Origin of the sequence: Aliihoeflea sp., assembly GCF_052435475.1 — a bacterium.
In the GTDB taxonomy this organism is placed as follows: Bacteria; Pseudomonadota; Alphaproteobacteria; order Rhizobiales; family Rhizobiaceae; genus Aliihoeflea.
This window is the reverse complement of sequence record NZ_JBQVMV010000055.1, coordinates 1-567: the sequence shown is the minus strand read 5'-3', so window position 1 is coordinate 567 and position 567 is coordinate 1. Positions and strand designations below refer to the sequence as shown.

At 61.0% G+C, this 567-nt stretch carries 1 protein-coding gene; it reads left to right on the top strand.

All coding sequences use genetic code 11. The features are described 5' to 3' along the window. Positions 1-65: 65 nt before the first annotated feature. A partial coding sequence (locus tag ACT6QU_RS19515; protein WP_444837036.1) for a hypothetical protein occupies positions 66-567 on the top strand: 502 nt, incomplete at its 3' end.

The following is a 567-nucleotide window of genomic DNA, read 5'->3' as shown; positions in this document are numbered from 1 at the left end:
ACTTCGAACCTGATCTCCTGTTTCCAGGCGACAATCCGGTAGCGCAGATTGCCGGAGCCTTGCGCATGGCTTTGCGCGCGCTTGAGGCCGGTGCCGACGAAAACTCACCACTCGGCCACATCGCCGCAATCAACAAGCAGGTTCATCGTAAGGCGGCCGGCCTCGGATATGACGCCGTGATCGTCGACAATGCCGATCTCTTGCGCGAACGATATGTCGAACTGGGTCGAAAGAAGGCGCTCGAAGACTTCAAGGCCGAACTCAGTGTCGGGGGTGACGACAGGATGCCCCGCGCTCAAAATGGAGCGACACCGCCTGTTGACCAAACTGACCGTCCAAAGGGCATTGGTGAGCCGGGCATCGACCCCGCCAAACCGCCAGCGGGTCATCTGGCTGCTGAACAGCCAACGTTGCACAGCCATTCACACGCTCCGATCACACGACCAGCGCAAGCGGTCGAAGTTCTCGATCCTCTGTGGGCCGAGCTTCGGCCGGGAGAAGGACGCTTCGTCACGCAGAGCCTGCCCAGCGGTCGCGCGCCAAGCTTCCTGTTCGATCGCCGAAAAG